Source organism: Streptomyces sp., from assembly GCF_035645055.1.
In the GTDB taxonomy this organism is placed as follows: Bacteria; Actinomycetota; Actinomycetes; order Streptomycetales; family Streptomycetaceae; genus Streptomyces.
Genome location: NZ_DASQNH010000086.1, coordinates 91,190 through 112,480 on the forward strand (window position 1 = coordinate 91,190; position 21,291 = coordinate 112,480).

Annotated in this window: 17 protein-coding genes; 9 read left to right on the forward strand and 8 right to left on the reverse strand. The window is 73.0% G+C overall.

The annotated features are described in order from the left end of the window. Positions 1-302 precede the first annotated feature (302 nt). The 4 genes from VE614_RS28195 to VE614_RS28210 all read right to left on the reverse strand — a co-directional run bounded on the left by VE614_RS28195 (position 303) and on the right by VE614_RS28210 (position 2,495). Positions 303-623, reverse strand: coding sequence for a hypothetical protein (locus VE614_RS28195; protein ID WP_414719658.1), 321 nt, complete (start codon positions 621-623; stop codon positions 303-305). Positions 624-668: 45 nt separating this feature from the next. Further along, on the reverse strand, positions 669-1,019 hold the full coding sequence (locus tag VE614_RS28200) for a chorismate mutase (RefSeq protein ID WP_324943170.1): 351 nt from the start codon (positions 1,017-1,019) through the stop codon (positions 669-671). A gap of 56 nt (positions 1,020-1,075) precedes the next feature. Continuing rightward, positions 1,076-1,576, reverse strand: a complete 501-nt coding sequence (locus VE614_RS28205; protein ID WP_324943173.1) for a GNAT family N-acetyltransferase — start codon at positions 1,574-1,576, stop codon at positions 1,076-1,078. Between the two features lie 151 nt (positions 1,577-1,727). Continuing rightward, positions 1,728-2,495 carry a serine protease gene (locus VE614_RS28210; protein WP_324943250.1) on the reverse strand — a complete coding sequence of 256 codons (768 nt, stop codon included), beginning with the start codon at positions 2,493-2,495 and terminating at the stop codon, positions 1,728-1,730. A gap of 200 nt (positions 2,496-2,695) precedes the next feature. On the opposite strand from VE614_RS28210, the gene VE614_RS28215 reads away from it, so the two are divergent. Continuing rightward, positions 2,696-3,592, forward strand: coding sequence for a hypothetical protein (locus VE614_RS28215; protein ID WP_324943176.1), 897 nt, complete (start codon positions 2,696-2,698; stop codon positions 3,590-3,592). Positions 3,593-3,877: 285 nt separating this feature from the next. On the opposite strand, the gene VE614_RS28220 is transcribed toward VE614_RS28215, so the two are convergent. Continuing rightward, positions 3,878-4,612, reverse strand: coding sequence for a VWA domain-containing protein (locus VE614_RS28220; RefSeq protein ID WP_324943179.1), 735 nt, complete (start codon positions 4,610-4,612; stop codon positions 3,878-3,880). A gap of 158 nt (positions 4,613-4,770) precedes the next feature. Between VE614_RS28220 and VE614_RS28225 the strand changes: the two genes are divergently transcribed. Continuing rightward, positions 4,771-5,694: a rhomboid family intramembrane serine protease gene (locus tag VE614_RS28225; RefSeq protein WP_324943253.1), complete on the forward strand. Its 924-nt coding sequence runs from the start codon at positions 4,771-4,773 to the stop codon at positions 5,692-5,694. Between the two features lies 1 nt (position 5,695). Continuing rightward, a complete protein-coding gene (locus tag VE614_RS28230) occupies positions 5,696-6,616 on the forward strand; it encodes a chitosanase (protein ID WP_324943182.1) in 921 nt (306 codons plus the stop codon). A gap of 129 nt (positions 6,617-6,745) precedes the next feature. Here VE614_RS28230 and VE614_RS28235 read toward each other — a convergent pair whose 3' ends face one another. From VE614_RS28235 to VE614_RS28245, 3 genes are all read right to left on the reverse strand, one after another. Beyond that, positions 6,746-8,206: a glutamate synthase subunit beta gene (locus tag VE614_RS28235; RefSeq protein ID WP_324943185.1), complete on the reverse strand. Its 1,461-nt coding sequence runs from the start codon at positions 8,204-8,206 to the stop codon at positions 6,746-6,748. Continuing rightward, positions 8,199-12,791 (reverse strand): glutamate synthase large subunit, encoded by a 4,593-nt coding sequence (gltB, locus tag VE614_RS28240; protein ID WP_324943256.1) that lies wholly within the window; start codon positions 12,789-12,791, stop codon positions 8,199-8,201. Before gltB ends, VE614_RS28235 begins: the two co-directional genes overlap by 8 nt. A 401-nt stretch (positions 12,792-13,192) precedes the next feature. After that, positions 13,193-13,924, reverse strand: coding sequence for a VIT1/CCC1 transporter family protein (locus VE614_RS28245; RefSeq protein WP_324943188.1), 732 nt, complete (start codon positions 13,922-13,924; stop codon positions 13,193-13,195). Positions 13,925-14,185: 261 nt separating this feature from the next. Here VE614_RS28245 and VE614_RS28250 point away from each other — a divergent pair, with 261 nt between their 5' ends. The 6 genes from VE614_RS28250 to VE614_RS28275 are packed head-to-tail and all read left to right on the forward strand — an operon-like array spanning position 14,186 to position 21,265. Continuing rightward, on the forward strand, positions 14,186-15,190 hold the full coding sequence (locus tag VE614_RS28250; protein ID WP_324943192.1) for an ADP-ribosylglycohydrolase family protein: 1,005 nt from the start codon (positions 14,186-14,188) through the stop codon (positions 15,188-15,190). Further along, entirely contained in the window at positions 15,187-16,653 is a 1,467-nt protein-coding gene (locus tag VE614_RS28255; RefSeq protein ID WP_324943195.1) for an ADP-ribosylglycohydrolase family protein, read from the forward strand. The genes VE614_RS28250 and VE614_RS28255 overlap by 4 nt, the downstream gene beginning before the upstream one ends. Before the next feature lie 8 nt (positions 16,654-16,661). Continuing rightward, positions 16,662-17,852 carry an ADP-ribosylglycohydrolase family protein gene (locus tag VE614_RS28260; protein ID WP_324943198.1) on the forward strand — a complete coding sequence of 397 codons (1,191 nt, stop codon included), beginning with the start codon at positions 16,662-16,664 and terminating at the stop codon, positions 17,850-17,852. Next, positions 17,840-19,213 (forward strand): ADP-ribosylglycohydrolase family protein, encoded by a 1,374-nt coding sequence (locus VE614_RS28265; protein WP_324943201.1) that lies wholly within the window; start codon positions 17,840-17,842, stop codon positions 19,211-19,213. Before VE614_RS28260 ends, VE614_RS28265 begins: the two co-directional genes overlap by 13 nt. 22 nt (positions 19,214-19,235) lie before the next feature. Continuing rightward, the gene (locus VE614_RS28270) at positions 19,236-20,444 is read left to right on the forward strand and encodes a CoA transferase (RefSeq protein WP_324943204.1); all 1,209 of its coding nucleotides are present in this window, start codon (positions 19,236-19,238) and stop codon (positions 20,442-20,444) included. Continuing rightward, the gene (locus tag VE614_RS28275; RefSeq protein ID WP_324943207.1) at positions 20,441-21,265 is read left to right on the forward strand and encodes a CoA ester lyase; all 825 of its coding nucleotides are present in this window, start codon (positions 20,441-20,443) and stop codon (positions 21,263-21,265) included. Before VE614_RS28270 ends, VE614_RS28275 begins: the two co-directional genes overlap by 4 nt. Positions 21,266-21,291: the final 26 nt, after the last annotated feature.

The window sequence follows — 21,291 nt, forward strand, 5'->3', positions numbered from 1 at the left end:
TGATGGCACCGGCACGGGACAGAGGCGGTGGGGGGAGGTGCGGAGGCGGAGCGGGCTACGTCCGGGGCACGTCCCGCGCTGTCGTGGGCTCGCGCGGATCGCGCTGGGCGGGGAGGCGGGGGCGCGGGGGCAGGGGGTTCTGAAGCGAGGGGTTACGGGGCGAGGGGTTCCAGGGCGGGCGGGGACGGTGAGGGGGTGCGGGGGCGGGCGCCGGGGGCGGGGCGGGAGAGGCGGTGGCGGAGGCCGGGGCGGGCGAGGACGGGGTGGCTGACGCCGGGTGGCGGACGCCGGGGTGGCGGCGGTCAGCCGGGCGAGCAGTTCGCGGATCTCGTGCGCAGGGCCAGGTGGCGCCGGTGCGCGTCGTGGAGAGAGCGGGCCTTGGTGCGCAGCGCCCAGGGGTCCGCGGGTTTGCGGACCAGGCCGGCGACGCCCGGGCCGAAGGCGGCGGCGGTCAGTTCCCGGTCCGGACCGAAGCCGGTGAGCAGGACGACGGGGATGTGCTGGGTCTGCTCCAGGCGGCGCAGACAGCGCACCACGCCGAGGTCGGCGTCGTCGGGCAGAGACTGGGGCCGGGCGCTGACAGCGCGTACCGGACGCCTGACAGGACGTGCGCGGCTGGGCACGCCCGCGGCGGGCCGGGTGTTCCGGCCCGGGCGAGTCCCCCCAGGTCAACCGGCCACCGGGGGCTGGTCCTTCACCGCGCCCTCGGCGATGCGCTCGTGGTGGCGGATCACCTCGGCGATGATGAAATTGAGCAGTTTCTCAGCGAACGCGGGGTCCAGTTTGGCGCTCTCCGCGAGCGACCGCAGCCGGGCGATCTGCCGGGCCTCGCGCGCGGGGTCGGCGGGCGGCAGGTGGTGCACGGCCTTGAGCCGGCCGACCTGCTGGGTGCACTTGAAGCGCTCGGCGAGCATGTGGACGACGGCCGCGTCGATGTTGTCGATGCTGTCCCGCAGCCTGGCGAGCTCGTCGTGGACGGCGGGGTCGACGTCGCCGGTACTGGTGTTGCTGGTGCTCATGGGGGTCCACCCTACGGGGCGGCGCTCCGGCCGATCACTCACCGATCACTGTCCGGTCATGCGCCGATCGTCTTGTGGAAGGACACGTCCGCGTGACCTCCGGGGACGCCAGGGGTACGGCCCGTCTCGCGGAAGCCCAGCTTCCGGTAGAACTCGGGGGCCTGGAAGGTGTACGTCGAGACGGTCATGTCGGTGCAGCCGCGCCGGACGCCCTCCTCCTCGGCGGCCCGCATCAGCCGGCTCCCCCACCCGGCGCCCCGCAGGTCCTCGCGCACCCACAGCAGGCCGACGGCGCAGAGCCCGCCCCAGACCCACCCGGTGAGTCCGCCGGCCGGCTCACCGGCGGCGTCCTCGACACGGACACTGAACTCCTCCGGGGTCCCCGCTCCGCAGGCCGCGCCGTTGTAGGCGGTGAGTTCCTCGTCGAGGAGCTTTTCCAGAGCGTCGTCCTGCCCACCGGTCCGCAGGGACAGCCGGGCGGCGGCATCGGGGTTCTCAGGGTGATCGGCGTGATCGGCGTGATCGGCGTGATCGAGGTGCTGCTGTTCGGCGGTCACGGCCCGGATTCTGCCAGGAGCCGGGAACGGGGCCGAACGGTTTTCGACAGGCCCGGGACGCGGACCCACGACGCGGACCGGCCATGCCGACGGCATACGGCGGAGCCGCACCCCGGGGGCGACTCCGCCGTACCGTCTCGCGTCGGGCGGACTACAGCGCCGACGCGGCCTTCGCTATGTCCTTGGCGAAGGTGCTGACCTCCGTGTAGATGCCGGGCACGCCGGAGCGGGCGCAGCCGTCACCCCAGCTGACGATGCCGACCTGGATCCACTTGCCCGCGTCGTCCTTGCGGAACATGGGGCCGCCCGAGTCGCCCTGGCAGGTGTCGATGCCGCCGCTGGCGTAACCGGCGCACAGCTCCTGCTTGGGCACCAGGCGGTTGCCGTAGTGCCACTTGCACGCGCGGTCGCTGACGAACGGCACGTTCGCCTTCTGGAGCTTGGTCGTGCCGGTGCCGGCGCCCTCCCGGACGTCGCCCCAGCCCGCGATCGTGAAGGTGCCGCGGTTGTACCGCGTGGTGGTGGCGATCTTCAGCGTGGGCCGGTCGATCGGCTTGGCGAGCTTGATCAGCGCCCAGTCCTTGCCGACCCCGTCGTAGCCGGGGGCCACCTTGACCTTGGTCGACTTGACCTTGATCGCGGCGGAGGAGTTCAGGTCGGCGGCACCCGCGGTGACGGTGATGCGGGTGTTGTTGCCGGAGCCGTCCATGCAGTGGGCGGCGGTCAGGACGATGTCCTTCTTGTAGAGCGCCCCGCCGCAGCCCATGGAGAGATGGACCATGAAGGGGAACTCGTTCTGCGCGGCGGGCTTTCCGCCGATGACGCGCGCGTCGGCGGCGTTCGCGGCGCTGACCGGCTGGAGGCTGGCGACCGCGAGAGCGACGGCACCGGCCGCGGCGGCCTTCTTCGCCAGCGCCAGGCCGCCTCTCTTGGCAGCGATGGTCGTGGTATGGGTCAACGTACGTCCTTTCGTGGGGGGTTGGGCGGCTCGCAGTATGTGATCAGTCGGCGTGCATGACAAGGACGGATCTCACGCCTCCCGGAGGGAACCCCTCGGGCGAAAATCCGCTCCCCTGCTCGTAGAGTGGAAAGCGGGTTCGAGACGTCCTGGGGGTCGGCGTGGCGAACGGCGGACCGGTCGAGCACGGCTACCCACACCTGGAGACGGTGCGGGCCGCCGTCACCGCGCTGTACAAGCGCCTCTCGTACGACACCGTGCGTACCTTCGCGACCAGCGTGGCCCCGGCCGACGTGGCCTTCTGCGACACGGACGACCTCTATCTCGGCGCTCAGCGGGTGGCCCGCGAACTGGTACGGCACTACCGGCTGCCGGACGCCCGGCTCATCGTGAGCTTCCGCGAGATGTCGCACGCCGCCAACGTCGAACTCGCGGCGGGCCCCGAGTACTTCGTGGAGCTGAACGACCGCTTCCGCACGCATCGGCGGGACATCGGCGCGGCCCTCGCCCACGAGGTGGCCCACGTCTATCTGCACCGGCTGGACCTGGCGTTCCCCGGCACCCGCGACAACGAGATCCTGACGGACACGACGACGACCTACCTGGGCGCCGGCTGGCTGCTGCTGGACGCCTACCGGGAGGACGCGGCGTCCAGCCAGAAGCTCGGGTATCTGACCCCCGAGGAGTTCGGCTACGTGCTCGCCAAGCGCGCGCTGGTCTTCGGTGAGGACCCGTCGGTGTGGTTCACCAGCCCGCAGGCGTACACGGCGTACACCAAGGGGCTGGCCCTGGCCCGCCGGGACGGGCAGCAGCCGCCGCTGACGGCGGCCGGCTGGGCGGGCCGCCGTCGTTACGCCCGCGACCGGCGGCACGCCCAGGACCGGCAGACCGTGGTGACCGCGCCGGACACGCCCTACACGTTCACGCCCGACGCCCAGGGGCCACTGCGGGTGTCGTTCCCCTGCCCGACCTGCCACCAGCGGATCAGGGTGCCGGTGCGGGGGCGGGTACGGGCGCGGTGCGCGCTGTGCCGGACGGTGCTGGAGTGCGACACGTAGGGGCCTGCCGCCTCGGCCCAGGGTGACCACCGCAGTGGCCGACCACACCGCCGAGCGCGGCATCGCGCTCGTGCCGTGCTTCCCGGTCGTCCGGTGCGAGTTCGCGGCGGGCGGCACCCCGGTCGCCGAGGTGGCGCGGGAGCTGGGCGGTACCCGGACGCAGACCATGCCGGCCCGGCTGCCGCACCGCGCCCCCGCACGTGCTGCCCATCCCGGGCGGCTCCGCGCCGGACCACCTGGCGGAGAACCTGGCCGCCCTGGAACTCCCCCTCACCGAGCAGCGGTTCAGGCGGATGCCGTGACCGGCAGGATGCCCGCGGCGCGTGCGGCCGTCAGCCACGCCGGGAACTCGCTCAGGAGACGGTCGTACAACTCGGCGTCGGACACCTTCGACGGGTCCTGTCCGGCGTGGAAGAACCCGGCGTTGTCCACCACCCGCCGGCCCGGCACCGGCAGTTCGTCCAGCTTGCGCAGGAACTCGAACTGCCGGCTGCCCGGATCGCCGAAGCCGATGAACTGCCAGAACAGCGGCAGCCGGGCGGCCTTGCACAGGAACCGCTCGGCGGCGAGCCTGCTGATCGGCCCGCCGTCGGTCTGGAACACGACCAGCGCGGGATCGGTGGCACCGCTGTCCACGTAGTGGTCGATGACGGCGTCCATGGCCAGGTGGTAACTGGTCTGGCCCATGTGCCCGAGCCCGGCCACGATCCGCTCGACTCCGCCCCGGTGGTCGGCGAGCGTGATATCGGTGACGGCGTCGACGTCCGTCGAGAAGAACACCACCGGCACCCGGCCGTCGTCGTCGAGATGGGCGGAGAGCCCGAGCACCCGCTCGGCGAGCGCCTGCACACTGCCGTCCTTGTAGTACGGCCTCATGGAGCCGGAGTAGTCGACCACCAGGTAGACGGCGGCACGCTGCCCGTCCAGCCCGTGCCTGACGAGCGACGCCCCGGCGCTCTTGTAGAGGTTCACCAGGGCGGGCGCGGTCTCCCGCACCTTGTCGAGACTGATCGCCGCCATGTCCGTTCCCCCTTGATCACCGCTCCGCCGGCCGCCGAGCGTACGGCACCCGGCGGCCTCCGGGGCCCCACCGTCCCCTCCCCTCACCGGCATTCGTTATTTTGTTCGCCGCCGACCCCACCGGCTCGCCCGTCACCAGCCCTATCGAGGAGCCGGCCCTGGAACCCGAGTCCACCCTCACGACCTGCTACCGCCACCCCAAGGTCGAGTGCCGCGTCCGGTGTGTGCGCTGCGACCGCTACATCTGCCCGGACTGCATGCGCGAGGCCTCGGTCGGCCACCAGTGCCCGGCATGCGTCCGGGAGGGCGCGCGGTCGGTCCGGCCCGCCCGGACGATCGTCGGCGGCAGGGTCTCCGGCACCCCCGTGGTGACGTACGCCCTGATCGCGCTGAACGTGCTGGCCTACCTCGTCCAGCTGGTCTTCCCGGGCTTCCAGGACCGGTTCGAGATGGTCGGCGCCCGGCTGGTGGATCCGGACGGTGTCGCCTACGTCTACGAGGGCGCGTACTTCGGCTACTTCCACTCCGAGGGCCTGGTCGCCGGCGAGTGGGAGCGGCTGATCACCGGCGGCTTCCTGCATCTGCTGCCCACCCAGGGCACCTTCGGGCTCGCCCACATCGTGATGAACATGCTCGCGCTGTGGCACCTGGGCCGGATGCTGGAGACCCAGCTCGGCCGGGCCCGCTTCGTCGCCCTCTATCTGCTGGCGATCCTCGGCGGTTCGGTCGCCGAACTGCTCCTCGCCGAGCCGTCCGCCGCCTTCGTCGGCGCCTCCGGCGGACTCTTCGGCCTCGGCGCCGCCCACTACGTCATGGCCCGGCGCTTGGGTGGCGACATGGCGGCCGTCAACCGGTCCACCGCGCTGCTGCTGGTGTGGCTGCTGGTCTCCGCGGGCCTCACCTCCTGGCAGGGCCACCTCGGCGGCTTCCTGGCGGGCGGCGCGGTGACCGCGGCGTTCGCGTTCGTGCCCCCGGGGCCGCGCCGGGCCCCGGTCCAGGCCGCCGCCTGCGCGGGGCTGCTGGCGCTGCTCCTGCTGCTGACCTACGGAAAGGTGTCCCAGCTGACCGGCGGGACGGTGTGACATGAAAAGAACCAATTATCTGCTCTTCGCGGCCGTGCCCGTGCTCGTCACGGCGGCGGCCTACTTCCTCGTCCCGGCCGGGTCCTCCGAGGCGCCCGGCGGCACGGACCGGGCCGCCGCCTCCCAGCAGGCCCGGGAGGACGCCAAGGCGAAGGCCGAACGGGCCGCGGCGGCCGAACGCGCCGCCGACGACAAGGTCATCGCGAGCCTGCCGCCCGGCCTCGCCGCCCCCGCGAAGCGGGAACTGGCGCACCGGATCCTCTCCACCTCCGCCGCCTCCACACTGAACTGGCGCGGCTCCTACGGCTCCATCGAGGACCACGGCGACGGCCTGGGCTACACCGCCGGCATCGCCGGGTTCTGCACCGGCACCCACGACCTGCTCGCCCTGGTGGAGCGCTACACCGCGGACCACCCGGACAACGGCCTCGCCCGCTATCTGCCCGCCCTGCGCGAGGTCGACGGCACGGACTCCCACGAGGGCCTGGACCCCGGCTTCACCGCCGCCTGGAAGGCCGAGGCGAAGGTCCCCGCCTTCCGGCGCGCCCAGGAGAGGGAGCGCGACCGCGTCTACTTCGACCCGGCGGTCCGCCTCGCCAAGCTCGACGGCCTCGGCACGCTCGGCCAGTTCGTCTATTACGACGCCATGGTCTTCCACGGGCCCGACACCGGCCCGGACGGCTTCTACGGCATGCGCGAGCGGGCGCTGAGCAAGGCCGGCACGCCGGCCATGGGCGGCGACGAGAGGGCGTACCTCGACGCCTTCCTCGACATCCGCCGCACCGCCATGCGCGCCAAGAAGGCGACCGCCGACACCTCCCGCATCGACACCGCCCAGCGCCGCTGGCTGAACGCGGGGAACCTGGGGCTGAGCACCCCGCTGGAGTGGGCGATGTACGGGGAGACGTACAAGGTGCCGTAGGTCCCGCGGGAACAAAGCGGCGGCGCCTGCCCCATCGTCCGGTCGGGGACCAAGGGCAGGCGCCGTCTGTGTTCCGTACGCCTTTGTACGGGACGTATGCGGGTGACCCTCGGGTCACCGTTGGGGCCGTCAGACCGTCAGGGCACGGTCCGTCGGGCGGATCGGGGCCGGCAGCTCGCTGGCACCGGTCAGGAAGCGGTCCACGCCGCGGGCGGCCGAGCGGCCCTCGGCGATCGCCCACACGATGAGCGACTGGCCGCGGCCCGCGTCACCGGCGACGAAGACGCCCGGAACGTTCGTCTGGAAGTCGGCGTCACGGGCGATGTTACCCCGCTCGTCGAGTTCCAGGCCGAACTGGTCGACCAGGCCGTTCTCCCGGTCGGTGCCGGTGAAGCCCATGGCGAGGGTGACCAGCTGGGCGGGGATCTTGCGCTCCGTGCCCGGCTTCTGGGTCAGCTTGCCGTCGACGAACTCCACCTCGACCAGGTGCAGCCACTGGACGTTGCCGTCCTCGTCGCCCTCGAAGTGGGTGGTGGAGACGGAGTAGACCCGCTCGCCGCCCTCCTCGTGCGCCGAGGTGACCTTGTAGAGCATCGGGAAGGTCGGCCACGGCTGGTGCGGCGCCCGGTCCTCGCCGGGCTTCGGCATGATCTCCAGCTGCGTCACCGAGGCCGCGCCCTGGCGGTGGGCGGTACCCACGCAGTCCGCGCCGGTGTCGCCGCCGCCGATGACCACGACGTGCTTGCCCTCGGCCGTGATGGGGGGCGCCACGAAGTCGCCCTCCTGGACCTTGTTGGCCAGCGGCAGGTACTCCATGGCCTGGTGGATGCCCTTGAGCTCCCGGCCCGGTACCGGCAGGTCGCGCGCGGTCGTCGCGCCGACGGCCAGGACCACCGCGTCGTACCGCTTCTTCAGGTCGGTCGCCTTGAGGTCGCGGCCGATCTCGACGCCGGTGCGGAACCGGGTGCCCTCCGCGCGCATCTGCTCGATACGGCGGTTGATGTGCCGCTTCTCCATCTTGAACTCGGGGATGCCGTACCGCAGCAGGCCGCCGACGCGGTCGGCGCGCTCGTAGACGGCGACCGTGTGTCCGGCCCGGGTCAGCTGCTGGGCGGCGGCCAGACCCGCGGGGCCGGAGCCGACGACCGCGACGGTCTTGCCCGACAGGCGCTCCGGGATCTGCGGGGCGACATCCCCGGTCTCCCACGCCTTGTCGATGATCGAGACCTCGACGTTCTTGATGGTGACCGGCGGCTGGTTGATACCGAGCACGCACGCCGACTCGCAGGGAGCCGGGCACAGACGGCCGGTGAACTCCGGGAAGTTGTTGGTGGCGTGCAGGCGCTCCTGCGCGGCCGGCCAGTCCTCACGGTAGGCGTAGTCGTTCCACTCGGGGATCAGGTTCCCCAGCGGACAGCCGTTGTGGCAGAACGGGATGCCGCAGTCCATGCACCGGCTGGCCTGCTTGCTGATGATCGGCAGCAGCGAGCCGGGGACGTAGACCTCGTTCCAGTCCCGGACACGCTCCTCGACCGGGCGGGACTTGGCGACCTCGCGGCCGTGGTTCAGAAAGCCCTTCGGGTCAGCCATTGATCGCCGCCTCCATCATCTTCTCGGTGATCTCGGACTCGGAGAGACCGGCTCGCTCGGCGGCGTCCTTGGCGGCGAGCACTGCCTTGTACGTGCGGGGGATGATCTTGCTGAAGCGCTCGGCGGCGGAGTCCCAGTCCGCGAGCAGCTTCTCGGCGACGGTCGAGGCCGTCTCCTCGTGGTGGCGGCGCACCACGTCGTGCAGCCACTGCTTGTCCGCCTCGTCCAGCGCCTCGACGGAGTCCAGGTTGCCGACGTTGACGTTGTCGCGGTCCAGGTCGATGACGTAGGCGACACCGCCGGACATGCCGGCCGCGAAGTTGCGGCCCGTCTCGCCGAGGACCACCGCGTGACCGCCGGTCATGTACTCGCAGCCGTGGTCGCCCACGCCCTCGGAGACGACCAGCGCGCCGGAGTTGCGGACGCAGAAGCGCTCGCCGACCTTGCCGCGCAGGAACATCTCGCCGCCGGTGGCGCCGTAGCCGATGGTGTTGCCGGCGATGACGCTGTACTCGGCGAGGTGGTCGGCGCCGCGGTCCGGGCGGACCACGATCCGGCCGCCGGAGAGGCCCTTGCCGACGTAGTCGTTGGCGTCGCCCTCCAGGCGCAGCGTGACACCGCGCGGCACGAAGGCGCCGAAGGACTGGCCGGCGGAGCCGGTGAAGGTGATGTCGATGGTGTCGTCGGGCAGGCCCGCGCCGCCGAACTTCTTCGTCACCTCGTGGCCGAGCATGGTGCCGACCGTGCGGTTGATGTTGCGGATGGCGACCTGGGCGCGCACCGGCTGGGCCTCGGTGGCGTCGTTCGCGGCGAGCGCGTCGGCGGCCAGCTTGATCAGCTCGTTGTCCAGCGCCTTCTCCAGGCCGTGGTCCTGGGCGACCAGGGCGTGGCGGACCGCGCCCTCGGGCAGCTCCGGCACGTGGAACAGCGGCTCCAGGTCCAGGCCCTGTGCCTTCCAGTGGTCGACCGCGCGCTCGACGTCCAGCACCTCGGCGTGGCCGACGGCCTCCTCGATGGAGCGGAAGCCCAGCTCGGCGAGCAGCTCGCGGACCTCTTCGGCGATGAACCGGAAGAAGTTGACGACGTACTCGGCCTTGCCGGTGAAGCGGTCGCGCAGGACCGGGTTCTGGGTGGCGATGCCGACCGGGCAGGTGTCCAGGTGGCAGACGCGCATCATGACGCAGCCGGAGACGACGAGCGGCGCGGTCGCGAAACCGAACTCCTCGGCGCCGAGCAGCGCGGCGATGATCACGTCGCGGCCGGTCTTCAGCTGGCCGTCGGTCTGCACCACGATCCGGTCGCGCAGGCCGTTGAGCAGCAGGGTCTGCTGGGTCTCGGCCAGGCCCAGCTCCCAGGGGCCGCCCGCGTGCTTCAGGCTCGTCAGAGGCGAGGCACCCGTACCGCCGTCGTGGCCGGAGATGAGCACGACGTCCGCGTGCGCCTTGGACACCCCCGCCGCGACCGTGCCGACGCCGACCTCGGAGACCAGCTTGACGTGGATCCGCGCCTGCGGGTTCGCGTTCTTCAGGTCGTGGATCAGCTGGGCCAGGTCCTCGATGGAGTAGATGTCGTGGTGCGGCGGCGGGGAGATCAGGCCGACACCCGGCGTCGAGTGACGGGTCCTGGCCACCCACGGGTAGACCTTGTGGCCGGGCAGCTGGCCGCCCTCGCCGGGCTTGGCGCCCTGGGCCATCTTGATCTGGATGTCGTCGGCGTTGACCAGGTACTCGGAGGTGACGCCGAAGCGGCCGGAGGCCACCTGCTTGATGCTGGACCGGCGCGCCGGGTCGTACAGGCGCTCCGGGTCCTCGCCGCCCTCACCGGTGTTGGACTTGGCGCCCAGCTGGTTCATGGCGATGGCGAGGGTCTCGTGCGCCTCCTTGGAGATGGAGCCGTACGACATGGCACCCGTCGAGAAGCGCTTGACGATCTCGGAGACCGGTTCGACCTCCTCGACCGGGATCGGCTTGCGGTCCGACTTGAAGCCGAACAGGCCGCGCAGCGTCATCAGCCGCTCGGACTGCTCGTTCACGCGCTCGGTGTACTTCTTGAAGATGTCGTAGCGGCCGGCGCGGGTGGAGTGCTGGAGGCGGAAGACCGTCTCCGGGTCGAACAGGTGCGGCTCGCCCTCGCGGCGCCACTGGTACTCGCCGCCGATGTCCAGCGCGCGGTGCGCGGGAGCGATGCCGGAGGCCGGGTAGGCCTTGGCGTGGCGGGCGGCGACCTCCTTGGCGACGACGTCGATGCCGACGCCGCCGATCTTGGTGGCGGTGCCGTTGAAGTACCGCTCGACGAAGGCCTGGTCGAGGCCGACGGCCTCGAAGACCTGGGCGCCGCGGTAGGAGGCGACGGTCGAGATGCCCATCTTGGACATGACCTTCAGCACGCCCTTGCCGAGCGCGTAGATCAGGTTGCGGATGGCCTGCTCGGGTTCGATCCCGGGCAGGAAGGTGCCAGCGCGGACCAGGTCCTCGACGGACTCCATCGCCAGGTACGGGTTGACCGCGGCGGCGCCGTAGCCGATGAGCAGGGCGACGTGGTGGACCTCGCGGACGTCGCCGGCCTCCACCAGCAGGCCCACCTGGGTGCGCTGCTTGGTGCGGATGAGGTGGTGGTGGACGGCCGAGGTGAGCAGCAGCGACGGAATCGGCGCGTGCTCGGCGTCCGAGTGCCGGTCCGACAGGACGATCAGCCGGGCGCCGTTCTCGATCGCGGCGTCGGCCTCGGCGCAGATCTCCTCGATGCGCGCGGCGAGCGCGTCACCGCCGCCGGAGACCCGGTAGAGGCCGGAGAGGGTCGCGGCCTTCATGCCGGGCATGTCGCCGTCGGCGTTGATGTGGATGAGCTTGGCCAGCTCGTCGTTGTCGATCACCGGGAAGGGCAGCACGACGGACCGGCAGGACGCGGCGGTCGGCTCCAGCAGGTTGCCCTCCGGGCCCAGCGACGAGCGCAGGGAGGTGACCAGCTCCTCGCGGATCGCGTCCAGCGGCGGGTTGGTGACCTGCGCGAACAGCTGGGTGAAGTAGTCGAAGAGCAGCCGGGGGCGCTCGGAGAGGGCGGCGATCGGCGAGTCGGTGCCCATCGAGCCGATCGGCTCGGCGCCGCTCTTGGCCATGGGGGCCAGGATGACGCGCAGCTCCTCCTCGGTGTAGCCGAAGGTCTGCTGGCGGCGGGTGACCGAGGCGTGGCTGTGCACGATGTGCTCGCGCTCGGGCAGGTCGCTCAGCTCGATCTCGCCGGCCTCCAGCCACTCGGCGTACGGCGCCTCGGCGGCCAGCTGGGCCTTGATCTCGTCGTCCTCGATGATGCGGTGCTCGGCGGTGTCGACGAGGAACATCCTGCCGGGCTGGAGACGGCCCTTGCGGACGACCTTGGCCGGGTCGATGTCGAGGACGCCGACCTCGGAACCGAGGACGACGAGGCCGTCGTCGGTGACCCAGTAGCGGCCGGGGCGCAGACCGTTGCGGTCGAGCACGGCGCCGACCTGGGTGCCGTCGGTGAAGGTGACGCAGGCGGGGCCGTCCCAGGGCTCCATCATCGTGGAGTGGTACTGGTAGAAGGCGCGCCGGGCCGGGTCCATGGAGTCGTGGTTCTCCCACGCCTCCGGGATCATCATCAGCACGGAGTGCGGCAGTGAACGGCCGCCCAGGTGCAGCAGTTCCAGCACCTCGTCGAAGGACGCGGAGTCGGAGGCGTCCGGGGTGCACACCGGGAAGATGCGGTCCAGCTCGCGCTGGCCGAACAGCTCGGAGACCAGCTGGGATTCGCGGGCGCGCATCCAGTTGCGGTTGCCCTTGACGGTGTTGATCTCACCGTTGTGCGCGACGAACCGGTAGGGGTGCGCGAGCGGCCAGGACGGGAAGGTGTTCGTGGAGAACCGGGAGTGCACGAGCGCGATCGCGGAGGCGAAGCGGCGGTCGGACAGGTCCGGGAAGAAGGGCTCCAGCTGACCGGTGGTCAGCATGCCCTTGTAGACGATGGTCCGCGCGGACAGCGACGGGAAGTAGACGCCGGCCTCGCGCTCGGCGCGCTTGCGCAGCACGAACGCCTTGCGGTCCAGGACGATGTCCGTGGACTGCCCGTCGGCGACGAAGAGCTGCCGGAAGACCGGCATGGTCGAACGGGCGGTCGCGCCGAGCAGCTCGGGGGCGACCGGGACCTCGCGCCAGCCGAGGACGTCGAGGCCCTCGTCACCGGCGATCGTCTCGATACGTGAGACGGCGTCGGCGGTGCCGTCCTCCGGCAGGAAGGCGATGCCGACGGCGTAGGCGCCGGCCTCGGGGAGCTGGAATCCGGCCACCTCGCGGAGGAAGGCGTCCGGGACCTGGGAGAGGATGCCCGCGCCGTCGCCGGAGTCCGGCTCGGAGCCGGTGGCACCGCGGTGCTCCAGGTTGCGCAGGACGGTGAGGGCCTGCTCGACCAGGGTGTGGGACGCCTCGCCGGTGAGGGTGGCGACGAAGCCGACGCCGCAGGCGTCGTGCTCGTTGCGGGGGTCGTACATACCCTGCGCAGCAGGGCGAGCATCCATGAACGACCAGTTCTGGCCATTCGCGGAATGCTGGGACGGCTGGCGCGGCGTACGCATCGGCTCTCCCGTCGTCGTCATCTGGCTGGTGGTACCTCCCAGGCCCGTAGGGCGCTGGGGGAGCTGCCGAGGGACGACGTTGGCCCTCTGCGGATCTGCGATGAGATCAAAATTTCGTGCAGGTTACATGATGGAGCGGTTCCCGGGAACCGGATACTCCGTTCCAGCATGCGGACGCCGCGGTGGCGACAGGTGCCGCGTTCGGCGGCGGAGGTATGGGGGACCGATGCGGACAGAGCGATGTCCGACGGCCCGATGGCGGGGAAGCAGCGTCGCTCACCCCGCGGGTGCGCCGCGGGCGTCATTGCCCGCAGCGCTTACGGCTCATGCCCATTGGTCACGCGTGCGAAACCAACGAGTAACGGCTACCTATGCGGCCCATCGCATAAGTTCCAGTCGCGTCATCCTACGGCCACACCGAACGCCATGCCCAGGACGTACGTCACACCGGCCGCGGCACCACCCAGGGCAAGCTGCCGCACACCGCTGAACCACCAGGTCCGCGCGGTCACCTTGGCCACCACCGCACCGCACAGGAAGAGCCCGAGCAGCGCCAGCAGCACGGCCGGCCACAGCGCACTCGCCCCCAGCAGATACGGCAGCACGGGCAGCAGGGCGCCCAGCGCGAACGAGCCGAAGCTCGACACCGCGGCGACCAGCGGGGACGGCAGATCACCGGGGTCGATGCCCAGCTCCTCGCGGGCATGGATCTCCAGGGCCTGCTCGGGATCCTTCGACAGCTGCCGCGCCACGTCCCGCGCCAGATCGGGGTCGACACCCCGTGACACGTACAGCGCGGCCAGCTCCGCCTCCTCGTCCTTGGGGTGCCGGCGCAGCTCGCTCCGCTCCACGTCCAGCTCGGCCTCGACCAGCTCACGCTGGGAGGCCACGGAGGTGTACTCGCCGGCCGCCATGGAGAAGGCGCCGGCGGCGAGCCCCGCGAGCCCGCTGATGACGACGGTGTGCTGACTGGCGGTGCCGCCGGCGACACCGGTCATCAGGGCGAGGTTGGAGACCAGGCCGTCCATCGCGCCGAAGACGGCGGGGCGCAGCCAGCCGCCGTTCACATCCCGGTGCGTGTGGTTGTCGCGGTGCGCCTCGTGCAGTGGCGCCTCGGTCTCGATGATGGCCATGACGGTCCCCCAAGCCAGCTTGTTTGGACAGCTTCTACTTTTCGACAACAGCCAGATTACGCCTCCACTTTCCCGCCCGCCAGCAAGGAAAGGCTGGGCTAACCTGCGCGTTTACTCTTTTGCGCTCATCAGTGCGACAGTCCGCACACATGTCGACCGGGTGATGCTGAGGCCCCTGAGGCTGCGCGGCCCACCACGCCGGGGGACAGTTCCGCAAAGGGCTCCGCGCCGCCCTCGGCGCGCCTGAGAGGAGAAGCCCGCATGGCAACGACCGCCTGCATCCCCTCGGTCCCGGCGCCCGCGAACGCCGCCGAACTCCGCGCACGAGCACGCGGCGCGCTGCTCGGCCTCGCGGTCGGAGACGCACTGGGCGCCCCCGCCGAAAACCTCAAGCCCTCGGAGATCCGCGCCCGCTGGGGCCGCATCACGGGCTACGTCACCGACACCCCGGCCGGCACCGACGACACCGAGTACGCGATCTTCTCCGGCCTGCTGCTCGCCCGGCACGGCTCCGCGCTCACCCCGGCCCACGTGGAGGCCGCCTGGCACGAGTGGATCGCCGACCGCGCCGAGGGCCCCTTCCGGGGTGCGGGCTTCAGCGAGCGCGGCACCCTGGAGAACCTGCGCCGGGGCCTCGCCGCCCCCATCTCCGCCCAGCACCGGCACGCCTGGAGCGACGGCCTCGCCATGCGGGCGGCCCCGCACGGCGTCTTCGCCGCGGGCCGCCCCGCGGAGGCCGCCCGCCTGGTCGCGATCGACGGCTCGGTCAGCCACGACGGCGAGGGCATCTACGGCGGCCAGGCGGTCGCGGCGGGCGTGGCGGCGGCGATGGCGGGCGCCGAGCCCATCGCGGTCGTCGCCTCCGCCCTCGCCGTGGTCCCCGACGACTCCTGGACGGCCCGCTCCCTGCGGCGCGCGGTGACCGCGGCCCACCGCGGCGAACGCGCGGTCCGCTCCGCCGTCGTCATCGGCGGCTACCCCTGGACCGACCTCGCCCCCGAGGCGGTCGCCCTGGCCTTCGGCGCCTACGCCGCCGCCGACGGCGACTTCAAGGAGGCGGTCCTGACCGCCGTCAACATGGGCCGCGACGCCGACACCACGGCCGCCGTCGCGGGCGCCCTCGCGGGCGCGACCCAGGGCATGTCCGCCATCCCTCCGGACTGGGCGACGGCCATCGGCCCGGCCCGCGGCAGCTGCCTCCCCGCGATGGCGGGCCACCACGTCCTGGACGTGGCGGACCTGCTGACCCCGGAGGTGCCGTCATGACCCCTCCGGCACCGTGGGACGAGGCGACAACGCTGAAGGACCCTCCGGAACCACCGACCCCCGACACCGGCACGAGCCTGCTGGAGCCCCCGGCACCCGGCACCGGAACAACCCTGCCGGAGCCACCAGCCCCCAGCACCGGAACAACCCTGCTGGAACCACCGTCCCCCGGCGACGAACACCCCCCGCAGGCGCCACCCGCACCCGACCACGAACCCCGCACAACCCCACCCGCACCCGACGGCGAGAGCGGCACGGGTGGTGCGGGTGGGAACCGCCACCCGGCCGAAGGCGCGGCCGAGGCGGGGACACCCCGCACGGCGACCCGCCGAGCAACGCACCGCCGCACCAGCCACCGCGTCGAGGGGCTCCTCCTGGGCCTGGCCGCAGGCGACGCCGCCGGCTGGCCCGCGGCACGGCACCGCGCCGCCCGGATGCCCGACTGGACCCGCCGCCTCACCCGCGAACTGGACACCTTCGCCGAGCACAACGCCACGACGACCCTCCCCGTCCCCATCGCCCTGAACCAGCCCCCGGAACCCCTGCGCCTCGGCCCGTCCGACGACGCCGAGTGGGCGGTGTTCGCCGCGGAGGCGGTACTGCGGGCCGGTGACGACACCGTCCTCGGCGACCTGAGCCGGGACCGCCGGATGCGCGCCGCGATCGACCTCACCTGGAACGCGGTCGCGAGCGAGGTCGCCGCGGCGGCCGAGCGCGCCCCAGAGGTGGAGTCCGCCGTACTCCCCCTGCGCGCCCGCATCTCGGTGCGCGCGGGCCTCGGCAACCTGGCGGCCGGCCTGCGCCCGCCCGCCACCGGCCACGACAACCCGCACTACTTCGACGACGCGGCCTGCGTCCGCGCCTGCGTCCTCGCGGTGGCCCACCCCGGCGATCCGAAGGGCGCCGCCGCCCTCGCCGAGTTCGACGCCCGCTACACCCAGGACGGCGACGGCGTGCACGGCGCCCGGGCGATGGCCGCCGCGGTGGCGCTCGCGCTGTCCGGCGCCGATGCGCGGGCCTGCGCGACGGCCGCGCTCGCCGAACTGCCGGAGGAGACGGAGATCGGCCGCAACGCCCGCCACGCCCTGCGCCTGGCGGCGGACGCGGACAGCGCGTTCGCCCTGATCCCGCTCCTTGAGCACCAGATCGTCGACCACGTCTACAGCTACGGCATCGCCGCCGCCGAGACCGTCCCGGTGGCCCTCGCGCTCGCGGTCGCCGCGCACGGCCGTATCGCGGAGGCGATCCCGGCCGCGGCCTGCCTCTCGCGGGTCGCCGACTCGGCCCCGGCCCTCGCGGGCGCCCTCACGGGCGCGCTGGGCGGCGGCGCGGCGGTCCCCGCGTCCTGGCGGGACGCCTGCCGCACGTTGCCGGGCTGTGTGCTGCCCCGGCTCACCGGCACCGATCTGGTGGAACTCGCCGAACTCCTGGAAGCCACACAACCGGCCCCGCCAGGAGGATGATTCGGGGCATGACCCCCAAAAGAGAAGAAAGCCGGGGAGAAGGAAGCCGAGCGGAGTCCCTGGCCGAGCGGATCACCGGCGCACTGGTCGGCGCCGCCGTCGGTGACGCCCTCGGCGGCCCCGTGGAGGGCTACTCCCCCGACCAGATCCTCGAACGCCACGGCGGCCGGGTGCACGGCGTCGTCGGCCCCTGGAACGGTGACGCCTGGCGCACCGCCCGCCCCATCGCCCCCTACCACAAGGGCGACGGCCACGTCACCGACGACACCTTGCTGACCCACGCCCTGGTCCGGGTGTACGCGACGGTCCGCGACCACCTGGACGCGTACGCGATCGCCGACCACTTGGTGCCGGACCTGATGACGACTCCGCGCTGGATCCCCGAACTCGAAGCCGAGGCACTGCCGTTGCACCGTGTCTTCCTGGCGGAGAAGTGGCTCGTCGCGCGGATCCACTACGGGCACGTCGACCCCCGCGAGGCGGGTGCCGGCAACATCGTCAACTGCGGTGCGGCGATGTACATGGCCCCGGTCGGCCTGGTCAACGCGGCCCATCCGGCGGGCGCGTACGCCGAGGCGCTGGACGTCGCGGGCGCCCACCAGTCGTCGTACGGCCGGGAGGCGGCCGGGGTGTTCGCGGCGGCGGTGGCCGCGGCCTGCGCCCCCGGCGCGACTCCGGACGCGGTGGTGGCCGCCTGTCTGTCCCTGGCGAAGGACGGCACCCGCGCGGCGATCGAGCGGGTCTGCGAGACGGCCGCCCGGTACACCGACTTCGAGTCGGCGCTGGGCCCGCTGCGCGAGGCGGTGGCCCCGTACGACACGGTCGGCCCCGACTACCGCGTCCCGTCCCTGGGCGCCCGCCGCCCCTCCCGGCTGCACGCGATCGAGGAACTGCCGGTCGCCCTGGGCATGCTGCTGGTGGCGGGCGGCGACTACCGGCACGCGGTGCTCGGCTCGGTCAACTACGGCCGCGACTGCGACTCCATCGCCACCATGGCCGGCGCGCTGGCCGGCGCCCTCGGCTCGCCGGTCCCCCAGGAGTGGGCGAAGACCGTCGCCGAGGCCAGCCGCCTCGACCTGCACGAACCGGCCCGCGTCCTCACCGAGGTGACCCGGGAGATCTTCGCCCGTGACGTACGGCGCCGCCGCGCCCACGAGGAGGCGTTCGCCGCGCTGGGAGGCACCGGATGCTCCGACTGACCTGGGTCCAGCCCGAGGACCTGCTCGGCCACGAACTCCGCCAGGCCGCCCAGGACGGCCGCGAACCGTCGGCGGTCGCCGAGCGCTGGAAGGCGGCGGGCGGCTGCGAGGCCCCCGCCCGGGCCGGCGCCTCCCCCCAGCCGTGCTCCCGCTATCTGCGCCTGCTCGCGGAGGATCTGCTGGACGAACTGGCGGATCTGCCCAGCAGCCTGGCCGACGCGGAACCGACGGGCCTGGACCGGATCGTCTCCCTGTGCCCGCACTGGCCGTCCGCCCCGTCCGCCCCGTCCGCCGCTCCCCCGGCGGACCTCCTGCCCCGGCTGCACGCCGCCTGGCTGGGCCGGGCCGTCGGCTGCCTGCTCGGCAAGCCCGTGGAGAAGCTTCCCCTCGACGGCATCCGCCAGCTGGCCCGCGCCACCGGCAACTGGCCCCTCACCGCCTACTTCACGGCCCGCGGCCTGCCCGCCGATCTCGCCGCCAAGTACCCCTGGAACCGCCGCTCGGCCGCCACCTCCCTCGCCGAGAACATCGACGGCATGCCCGAGGACGACGACCTCAACTACCCCCTGCTCAACCTGCTCCTGCTGCGACGCCACGGCCGGGACTTCGGCACCGACGACGTCGCCGCCCTCTGGCTCGACCGGCTCCCCGCGGGCCGTGCCTTCACCGCCGAACGCGTCGCCTACCGCAACCTGCTCTGCGGCCTGGAGCCCCCGCGCACCGCCCGCCACCGCAACCCGTTCCGCGAGTGGATCGGCGCGCTGATCCGCGCCGACGTGCACGGCTGGACCAACCCCGGCGACCCGGCCCGCGCCGCCGCCCAGGCCCACCGCGACGCCACCCTCACCCACACCGCGAACGGCGTCTACGCGGCGATGTTCACGGCCGCCGTCATCGCCTGCGCCGCCAGCGGGACGTACGACGTCCACGCCTGCCTGCGCACCGGCCTCACCGTGGTCCCGCCCGGCTCCCGGCTGGCCCGGGCGGTCCGGCAGGCGATCGAACTCGCCACCACGCACGACGACTTCGACACGGTCGTGGACGAACTCCACGCCACCCACAGGACCGCCCACTGGGTGCACGCCGTCCCCAACACCGCCCTGATCGCCGCCGCCCTCACCCACGCCGACGGCGACTTCCCCGGCTCGATCTGCCGCGCGGTGTCCGGCGGCTGGGACACCGACTCCAACGGCGCCACGGCCGGCAGCGTCGCCGCCCTCCTCGCCGGCACCCCGGACGCCCTGCCCGACCGCTGGACGGCCCCGCTGAAGAACCGCCTGGCCACCTCCCTCGCCGGTTTCGACGGCACCGGGTTCGACGCCCTGGCCCAGCTCACCCTCCAGGAGGCGATCCGCCCATGACGCACACCGAGGGGTTCACCCCATGACCCAGGCACCGCCTCCCCCGGCATCCCCGCTCACCGGCCTGCGCGTCCTCGACCTCGCCACCCTGTTCGCCGGGCCGCTCGCCGCCACCCTGCTCGGCGACTTCGGCGCGGACGTCGTCAAGGTCGAGCACCCCGCCCGGCCCGACCCGTCCCGCGGCCACGGCCCGTCGAAGGACGGCGTGGGCCTGTGGTGGAAGCTGCTCGGCCGCAACAAGCGCACCATCACCCTCGACCTGTCCACGCCCGGCGGCCGCGCCACCCTGCTGCGCCTCGCCGCCGGCGCCGACGTGATCATCGAGAACTTCCGCCCCGGCACGCTGGAGAAATGGAACCTCGGCTGGCCGGAACTGTCCGCCGCCAACCCCCGGCTGGTGCTGGCCCGGGTCACCGGCTTCGGCCAGTTCGGCCCGTACGCCCACCGCCCCGGCTTCGGCACCCTCGCCGAGGCGATGAGCGGCTTCGCCGCGATCACCGGCGAGCCGGACGCGCCGCCGACCCTCCCGCCGTTCGGGCTCGCCGACTCCATCGCGGGCCTGGCGACGGCGTACGCCGTGCTGACCGCGCTCGCCGCCCGCGACCGCACCGGCGCCGGCCAGGTCGTCGACCTGGCGCTGATCGAGCCGATCCTCACCGTCCTCGGCCCGCATCCGCTCTGGTACGACCAGCTGGGCCACGTCCAGCCGCGCACCGGCAACCGCTCCCAGAACAACGCCCCGCGCAACACCTACCGCACCGCCGACGGCACCTGGGTCGCCGTCTCCACCTCCGCCCAGTCGGTCGCCGAACGTGTGATGCGCCTGGTCGGCCGCCCCGAGCTGATCGACGAGCCCTGGTTCGCGACGGGCGCCGACCGCGCCCGTCACACCGACGTGCTCGACGAGGCGGTCGGCGCCTGGATCGCCCGGCACACCCGCGCCGATGTCCTGGCCGCCTTCGAGAAGGCGGAGGCGGCCGTCGCGCCCGTCCAGGACGTACGGGACGTGATGACCGACCCCCAGTACGCGGCCCTCGACACCATCACCACCGTCGACGACCCCGAACTGGGCCCGCTGCGCATGCAGAACGTCCTCTTCCGGCTTTCGGCGACGCCCGGCGCGATCCGCTGGGCCGGCCGCCCGCACGGCGCGGACACCGAGGCGGTCCTCACCGAGGCGGGCCTCACCCCGGACGAGCTGGCCACACTGCGCGCGGAGGGCGCGCTGTGATCCCGCTGACCTGGCTGTACGCCCCGGGCGACCATCCGCGGACGGTCGCCAAGGCGCTCACCAGCGGCGCCGACGTGGTGATCGTCGACCTGGAGGACGCGGTCGCCCCGGACCGCAAGGAGTACGCCCGCGCGGCCACCGCCGACCTGCTCGCCGAGGCCCAGCCGGTCCCCGTCCACGTCCGCGTCAACGCCCTCGACACGCCGCTCGCCGCGGCGGACCTGCGCGCGCTGGCGGGTCTGCCCGGGGTGTCCGGCCTGCGCCTGCCGAAGGTGACCGGCCCGGAGCAGATCGTCCGGATCGCCGCGCGCACCGCTCCCGCCGGGAACGGCGCCCCCGCCCTGTACGCCCTGCTGGAGTCGGCTGTCGGCATCGAGCGCGCCCACGCCATCGCCACCGCCCACCCGGCCCTGCGCGGTATCGCGCTCGGCGAGGCCGACCTCCGGGCCGACCTCGGCGTGCGGGAGGACGCGGGCCTGGAGTGGCCGCGCTCGCGGGTGGTCGTCGCCGCCCGCGCGGCCGGGCTGCCGCCCCCGGCCCAGTCGGTCCACCCCGACACCCGGGACCTGAAGGGCCTGGCCGCCTCCTGCGCCCGCGGCCGCGCCCTCGGCTTCCTCGGCCGCGCCGCCATCCACCCCCGCCAACTGCCCATCATCGAGCGGGCCTACCTCCCCACCCCGGAGGAGATCGAGCAGGCGGAGACGGTGGTCAAGGCGGCGGCCCGGGAGCGGGGCGCGCAGGCCCTGGAGGACGGCACCTTCATCGACGCGGCGGTGGTGGCGGCGGCGCAGCGGACGCTGTCCCTGGCCCGCCGCCGCTGAACCGCGCACACGCCGAGGGCGCCCGG

Coding starts and splice junctions, on each gene's coding strand:
- VE614_RS28255 (WP_324943195.1), top strand. CDS start 15,187: ATGACCCCTCCGGCACCGTGGGACGAGGCGACAACGCTGAAGGACCCT.
- VE614_RS28265 (WP_324943201.1), top strand. CDS start 17,840: ATGCTCCGACTGACCTGGGTCCAGCCCGAGGACCTGCTCGGCCACGAA.
- gltB (WP_324943256.1), bottom strand. CDS start 12,791: ATGCGTACGCCGCGCCAGCCGTCCCAGCATTCCGCGAATGGCCAGAAC.
- VE614_RS28220 (WP_324943179.1), bottom strand. CDS start 4,612: ATGGCGGCGATCAGTCTCGACAAGGTGCGGGAGACCGCGCCCGCCCTG.
- VE614_RS28200 (WP_324943170.1), bottom strand. CDS start 1,019: ATGAGCACCAGCAACACCAGTACCGGCGACGTCGACCCCGCCGTCCAC.
- VE614_RS28230 (WP_324943182.1), top strand. CDS start 5,696: ATGAAAAGAACCAATTATCTGCTCTTCGCGGCCGTGCCCGTGCTCGTC.
- VE614_RS28235 (WP_324943185.1), bottom strand. CDS start 8,206: ATGGCTGACCCGAAGGGCTTTCTGAACCACGGCCGCGAGGTCGCCAAG.
- VE614_RS28250 (WP_324943192.1), top strand. CDS start 14,186: ATGGCAACGACCGCCTGCATCCCCTCGGTCCCGGCGCCCGCGAACGCC.
- VE614_RS28270 (WP_324943204.1), top strand. CDS start 19,236: ATGACCCAGGCACCGCCTCCCCCGGCATCCCCGCTCACCGGCCTGCGC.
- VE614_RS28245 (WP_324943188.1), bottom strand. CDS start 13,924: ATGGCCATCATCGAGACCGAGGCGCCACTGCACGAGGCGCACCGCGAC.
- VE614_RS28260 (WP_324943198.1), top strand. CDS start 16,662: ATGACCCCCAAAAGAGAAGAAAGCCGGGGAGAAGGAAGCCGAGCGGAG.